The sequence below is a fragment of the Bradyrhizobium sp. SHOUNA76 genome, from assembly GCF_023006445.1.
Classification (GTDB): Bacteria; Pseudomonadota; Alphaproteobacteria; order Rhizobiales; family Xanthobacteraceae; genus Bradyrhizobium.
On record NZ_JALBHA010000407.1, the window covers coordinates 1 to 6070 of the forward strand.

6 protein-coding genes are annotated in these 6070 nt (G+C 64.6%); 4 read left to right on the forward strand and 2 right to left on the reverse strand.

Going from position 1 to position 6070, the window contains the following annotated elements:
• The first annotated feature begins 426 nt into the window (after positions 1 to 426).
• From glgC to MOV74_RS29065, 3 genes are read left to right on the forward strand one after another with little or no spacing between them, the layout of a single operon-like run.
• On the forward strand, positions 427 to 1689 hold the full coding sequence (glgC, locus tag MOV74_RS29055; RefSeq protein WP_246930083.1) for a glucose-1-phosphate adenylyltransferase: 1263 nt from the start codon (positions 427 to 429) through the stop codon (positions 1687 to 1689).
• Positions 1686 to 3140 carry a glycogen synthase GlgA gene (gene glgA, locus MOV74_RS29060; protein ID WP_246930084.1) on the forward strand — a complete coding sequence of 485 codons (1455 nt, stop codon included), beginning with the start codon at positions 1686 to 1688 and terminating at the stop codon, positions 3138 to 3140. Before glgC ends, glgA begins: the two co-directional genes overlap by 4 nt.
• Positions 3141 to 3177: 37 nt before the next feature.
• A complete protein-coding gene (locus MOV74_RS29065; protein WP_106946923.1) occupies positions 3178 to 3438 on the forward strand; it encodes a SemiSWEET transporter in 261 nt (86 codons plus the stop codon).
• A gap of 199 nt (positions 3439 to 3637) precedes the next feature.
• On the opposite strand, the gene MOV74_RS29070 is transcribed toward MOV74_RS29065, so the two are convergent.
• A complete protein-coding gene (locus MOV74_RS29070; protein ID WP_246930085.1) occupies positions 3638 to 4435 on the reverse strand; it encodes a class III extradiol ring-cleavage dioxygenase in 798 nt (265 codons plus the stop codon).
• Positions 4436 to 4591: 156 nt separating this feature from the next.
• On the opposite strand from MOV74_RS29070, the gene MOV74_RS29075 reads away from it, so the two are divergent.
• Complete coding sequence (locus MOV74_RS29075) at positions 4592 to 4771, forward strand: hypothetical protein (RefSeq protein ID WP_246930086.1); 180 nt, start codon at positions 4592 to 4594, stop codon at positions 4769 to 4771.
• An 8-nt stretch (positions 4772 to 4779) separates the two neighbouring features.
• On the opposite strand, the gene MOV74_RS29080 is transcribed toward MOV74_RS29075, so the two are convergent.
• A partial coding sequence (locus MOV74_RS29080) for a carboxylesterase/lipase family protein (protein WP_246930087.1) occupies positions 4780 to 6070 on the reverse strand: 1291 nt, incomplete at its 5' end.

Sequence of the window (6070 nt, forward strand, 5' to 3'; positions counted from 1 at the left end):
ATGCACCGGCGTGACATCGTCGCCGACCGCGGCCTTCATGGTCGCGACGTTGGTCGGCAGCGGGGCTGCCGCCGCCTGCTGGATTTCGCCGGCGATGACCGCGCCGGCCAAGCCACAGGCAATTGCCGTTCTCCAGATCCTCATCGTCTTACTCCCTGTCTGACGTTTCGCTTGGAAAAAGGATCGCAACACCATGATCGGGTATCCCGGCGCCGAGTCAAAGCCGGATTTTGCGTGCGGCGCACAAGTCCCGCCCAGAGCGCGCTGCTGGATCGCCAATGCGAAAGCATTAAGCTTGCCGCGTTCGCAACCAACAACCTACTTCCTGATTTACTATGCGTGCCGTTACTATCGGTTCCAGTGGGCGCGGGACCGCGGGGCCTTCTCGCGACAAAAAGCCTCGAAATTCCAGAGTGGGAGGATGACATGAGTGCCGTCGGTAATGAGCCGCTTGCCCGTCAGGCGCTGGCGTTCGTCCTGGCCGGGGGGCGCGGCAGCCGGCTTTTGGAGCTGACCGACCGGCGCGCCAAGCCCGCGGTCTATTTCGGCGGAAAATCCCGCATCATCGATTTCGCGCTGTCGAATGCCGTCAATTCAGGCATCCGCCGGATCGCGGTGGCGACCCAGTACAAGGCGCATAGCCTGATCCGCCATCTTCAGATGGGCTGGAACTTCTTCCGGCCCGAGCGGAACGAGAGCTTCGACATCCTGCCCGCGAGCCAGCGCGTCTCCGAGAACATGTGGTATGTCGGCACGGCGGATGCGGTCTACCAGAACATCGACATCATCGAATCCCATGCCTGCCGCTTCATCGTGGTGCTGGCGGGCGACCACATCTACAAGATGGATTACGAGGTGATGCTGCGCCAGCACGTCGAGAGCGGCGCCGACGTCACGGTCGGTTGCCTGGAGATGCCGCGCGCGGAATCTTCAGGCTTCGGCATCATGCATGTCGACGAGAACGGCTGGATTCAGGAGTTCCTGGAGAAGCCGAAAGATCCGCCGCCGATGCCGGGCAAGCCGGACGTCTCGCTCGCCAGCATGGGCATCTACGTCTTCAACGCGAAATTTTTGTTCGAGGAGCTCAAGCGCGACGCCGAGGACCCGAACTCCAACCACGATTTCGGCAAGGACATCATTCCATACCTCGTCAAGAACGGCCGCGCGATCGCGCACCAGTTCTCGACCTCCTGCGTGCGCTCCAACGGCCACAACGGCGCCTATTGGCGTGACGTCGGCACGGTCGACGCCTACTGGTCCGCCAATATCGATCTCACAGACGTCGTGCCGGAGCTCGACCTGTTCGACCGCGCCTGGCCGATCTGGTCCTATGCGGAGATCACGCCGCCGGCGAAATTTGTTCATGACGAGGAGGCCCGGCGCGGCCAGGCCGTGAGCTCGCTGGTCTCGGGCGGCTGCATCATCTCCGGCGCCTCGCTGCGCCGCTCGCTGCTGTTCACCGGCGTGCGCATCAATTCCTATGCCAATGTCGAGAACGCCGTGATCATGCCCTATGTGAATGTCGGACGCGGCGCGCGGCTGAAGAACGTCGTGATCGACCGCGGCGTCGAGATTCCGGAAGGCCTCGTCGTCGGCGAAGATCCCGAGCTCGACATGAAACGATTCCGCACCACCGAGCAGGGCATCTCGTTGATCACCCAGCCGATGATCGACGGGCTCAATAAATGACGCCTGTTCGCGTCCTCGCGGTCGCTTCTGAAGTCTATCCCATCGTCAAGACCGGCGGCCTCGCGGATGTCGCCGGCGCGCTGCCGATCGCTCTGAAGGCGCATGGCGTCGAGATGCGGACCTTGATGCCGGGCTATCCCGACGTGATGCGGCTCGTATCGAACGCAGAGGAGATCCGGCACTGGCCGGATTATTTCGGCGGTCCCGGACGGCTGCTCGCCGGCTCCCACGAGGGGCTCGACCTGTTCGTGCTCGACGTGCCGCATCTGTATGCGCGGCCGGGCAACCCCTACGTCACCAGCGAGGGCGTCGACTGGCCGGACAATGGCGTGCGCTTCGCGGCGCTGTCGCGCATCGCCGCCGATATCGGCCACGGCCTCGTCCCGGCCTTCGTGCCCGATGTCGTGCACGCCCACGACTGGCAGGCCGGGCTCGCGCCGGCCTATCTGCACTACGACAATCGCCCGCGGCCCGCGACCGTGATGACCATCCACAACATGGCCTATCAGGGCAAATTTGCGCCTGCGCTGATCGGATCGATCGGCCTGCCCTGGCATTCCTTCAACGTCAATGAACTCGAATATTTCGGCGGCATCAGCTTCCTGAAAGCCGGCCTGCAATTCGCCGATCGCATCACCACGGTGTCGCCGACCTACGCGCGGGAGATCCAGAGCGACGAAGGCGGCATGGGGTTCGGCGGCCTCTTGCGCGCACGCGCGCATGTGCTCAGCGGCATCCTCAACGGCATCGACATCTCGGTGTGGAATCCGCAGGACGATCCGCACATCGCCTACCGCTACGGCGCGGAGGACCTGACGTTCCGGGCCGCGAACAAGGCAGTGCTGCAGCAGCAGTTCAACCTCGATTCCTCGGACGAAGCGCCGCTGCTCGGCGTCATCAGCCGGCTGTCGTGGCAGAAGGGGCTCGATCTCCTGCTCGAGGTCATTCCGACCATCTTGGGCGAAGGCATGCAGCTCGCGCTGCTCGGCAGCGGCGACCGCGATCTCCAGGATCGCTACCAGGCCGCGGCCCGCGCAAATCCCGGCCGGATCGGGGTCGTGATCGGCTATGACGAGATCCTGGCGCACCTGCTCCAGGCCGGCTCGGATGCGCTTCTCGTGCCCTCGCGCTTCGAGCCATGCGGCCTGACCCAGCTGTGCGCGCTGCGCTACGGTGCCGTCCCTATCGTCGCACGCGTCGGCGGGCTCGAGGACACCATCGTCGATGTCGGCGAGGCCGACGCCTCCGGGCGCGATGCCACCGGATTCAAGTTCGCACCCGTGACGGCGGATGCCTTCGCCGGCAGCTTGCGCAAGGCCAACACCGCCTTCCACCACAAGCAGACCTGGCGTCGGCTGCAACGAAACGGCCTTGCGACCGACGTGTCCTGGCGCAACCGCGCCGGCGACTATGCCGCGCTCTATCGCGATCTCATGACATCCCGCGCATGAGGCGTGGCCGTCGTCGAATCCATGCTATAGAGCCGCCATGGACCCCTTCGTGATCAAGCTGATCGGCTTTGCCGCCGCCACCTGCACCACCGTGGCCTACGCGCCGCAAGCCATCAAAGTGTGGAAGACCCGCTCCACCGGAGACATCTCGCTCGGCATGTTCCTGGTCATGGTGCTGGGGCTGGCGCTCTGGCTCGTCTACGGCCTGCTCTCGGGCGATGCCCCGCTGGTCGCCGCCAACGCCATCACCATCGTGCTCGCCGGCGGCATCCTGTTCATGAAGCTGAAATACGGGTGAGGTCAGGCTCTCGCTCAAGCGAGGTGCGCATTGATGCGCCCTCTCCCCTTGTGAGAGAGGGCAACGACGCCGGTAGATGCAAGCTCGCTTGGGTGAGGGGTCCTTCTCCGCGAGTCCAATTCGCAATCTGAATACGCGGAGAGATACCCCTCATCCGGCGCTTCGCGCCACCTTCTCCCACAAGGGGAGAAGGAAAGAGTCATCCGCCAAACATATACGACGCCATCGCGACGCTCGCGACCTCGTCGACGAAAACACGGTGACCCGCGTCGCTGCCTGCCGCGCCGGCGGCCACCATCAGCGGCAGCAGATGGTCCTCGCGCGGATGGGCCAGGCGCGCGCTCGGTGCGCTCTCCCAATCAACCAGCATCGCGTTGCGGCGCGCCGGATCCGGATTGCTGATGGCCTCGTTGAGATAGGCCTCGAAATCGTAGGAGACAGGCTTGGACTCCGGCCGGTTGAAGCCGCGCATGTTGTGATAGGTCAGCCCGCTGCCGACGATCAGGATGCCTTCATCGCGGAGCGATGCAATCGCCTGCCCGACCTTGACGTGCTCGGCCGCGTCATAACTCGACTTCAGCGAGAGCAGCACGATCGGCATGTCGGCATTCGGATACATCAGCCCGAGCGGCACGAAGGTGCCGTGATCAAAACCCTGATTGGGATCTTCCCGACAATCGAGGCCTGCGCGCGCGAGCAGCGCCTTCACCTCGGCTGCGAGCTCGGGCTGGCCCGGCGCCGGATATTTGAGGTGGTAGGTATGCTCGGGGAAACCGTAATAGTCGTACACCATCGGCGGATGCGCCGAGGTCGACACGGTGAAGGCATCGGCCTCCCAATGGCCGGTGATGACGAGCACGGCCTTCGGCCTCGCCGGCAACAGCTGCGGCAGCCGGCCGAACTCCGCGGCGGTCTTGGCATATTGCACCCGCCTGTCTTCCATGAACGGCCAAGGACCGCCGCCATGCGACAGGAAGAGGGTCGGAAATCGCGTCATGGGGTTCGTCTCGTCGGCAACATATTCGCGCGCAAATGCCCGCGCGACCGGCGGCGAGCATAGGCAAACCGGCATGGTTAGCAAGTCGTTAACGATTTGCCGCCCAAAATCCGGACGTGGCCGAAGCAGTCGGCCTGAAGACAAGTGAGACGTGAGATGAAGAAGTTTGCGCTGGGGGACGTCGTCAACAGTGACAAGGGCCGCCGCGGCATCGTTCGCGCCGCCTTCAAGTCGCGGGATGGCCAGCAATTCTACGCCGTCGAGAAGGACGGTGCGATGGACTATCTGGAGGAAGACCGGCTGAGCCCGGCGCCGCGCGTCGAGCTCGCGGCTTAAGTCCAAACTCAATTTTTGCTCTCGCCTGTGAGCCGGTCGAGACGCTCCGCGAAGGGATCGTCCCCGCTCGCGATGCGATCGTTCGTGATCAGCAGCAGGCGATCGCGGCCTGCCGCGGCGTCCCAACGCGGCAGATCGGGACCGTTGGGATCGCCGCTCCTGGCGAAGTTGATCCAATAGGACCGCATGCGGTTTGCGACCTCGCGATCACCTCGCGATAAGATGCCCGCTCCTGGCACGCCTTCCGCACCGAAGATGAACTGCAATTCCCGCCCGTGCCCGCCCTCGGGATTGGCGCGGCGGGACTCGGGCACATAGGCGAAGCGATAGCGAAAGGTCGCCGCACCGCCTGCGGCATGCAGGCGGGCCAGCAATCTTGCGGGCTCGGAAAAGACCTTGTCGGTATAGAACCGGGCCGCAAGCTCCGAGGGCCTCGCGAGGTCGGGATAGAGCCCGCGCAGCTCATCGTTTGTGATGCCTGAGGATGCGACCTCCTCCTTGATCTCGAACTCACTGTCGAAACCGGTCTCGTCATCGTTCGAGCCGATGATCAGGGGAATGCGGCTTTGATGTCCGGCCGCAAAGCCGGCGGCAATCTCCTCGGTCACGAGATCTCCGTCCATCATCGGCGCGAAGCTGCGCCGCGATGTCTCCAAGAGACTGCTTTCGGCGGCAAGCAGGCGCCGCGGTTCGGCGGCGCGCCAATCGCCCTGCGGTCCAAGCGCCGCCACGAACTGCTGACCAAAGGCCTCCGCCTCCTGCGCCGCGCGCAGCCGCGCGCGAGCGGGGACCGATTGCAGAATGGCCTTCTGGAAGAGACCCTGCGCTTGCGCAGACAGCATCAGCAGCGCGATCGACGTCGCGCCTGCATCGCTGCCGAACAGGGTGACGTTATCAGGATCGCCGCCGAAGGCCGCGATATTGTCGTGAACCCATCGAAGTGCCGCGATCTGGTCCATCAGCCCGTGATTGCCCGAGCCCTGCGACAGCGCCGGGTGAGCGAGCCAGCCGAGCGCACCTAGGCGATAGTTGACGGTGACCACGATGAGGCCGGCCTGCGCGAGCCTGGCACCGTCGAACAGCCGATCATTCGCGGTGCCGCCGACAAAGCCGCCGCCGTGGATGAACATCATCACCGGCAGCGGGCCGTCGACCCCGAAGGGACGGAACACGTTCAGCGTGAGACAATCTTCGCTCGAGGCCGGTAGCGCCGGCTGAAGGCACGGCGCGCCATACTCGTAGGCGGTGTGCATCTCCGAGCTTTCGAGCGTCGGCTGCGGCGGGCGCCAGCGCAGCGCG

What these genes read in the sequence shown, in the direction of transcription:
- glgC (WP_246930083.1), top strand. Translation starts at nt 427, where the DNA reads ATGAGTGCCGTCGGTAATGAGCCGCTTGCCCGTCAGGCGCTGGCGTTC.
- glgA (WP_246930084.1), top strand. Translation starts at nt 1,686, where the DNA reads ATGACGCCTGTTCGCGTCCTCGCGGTCGCTTCTGAAGTCTATCCCATC.
- MOV74_RS29065 (WP_106946923.1), top strand. Translation starts at nt 3,178, where the DNA reads ATGGACCCCTTCGTGATCAAGCTGATCGGCTTTGCCGCCGCCACCTGC.
- MOV74_RS29070 (WP_246930085.1), bottom strand. Translation starts at nt 4,435, where the DNA reads ATGACGCGATTTCCGACCCTCTTCCTGTCGCATGGCGGCGGTCCTTGG.
- MOV74_RS29075 (WP_246930086.1), top strand. Translation starts at nt 4,592, where the DNA reads ATGAAGAAGTTTGCGCTGGGGGACGTCGTCAACAGTGACAAGGGCCGC.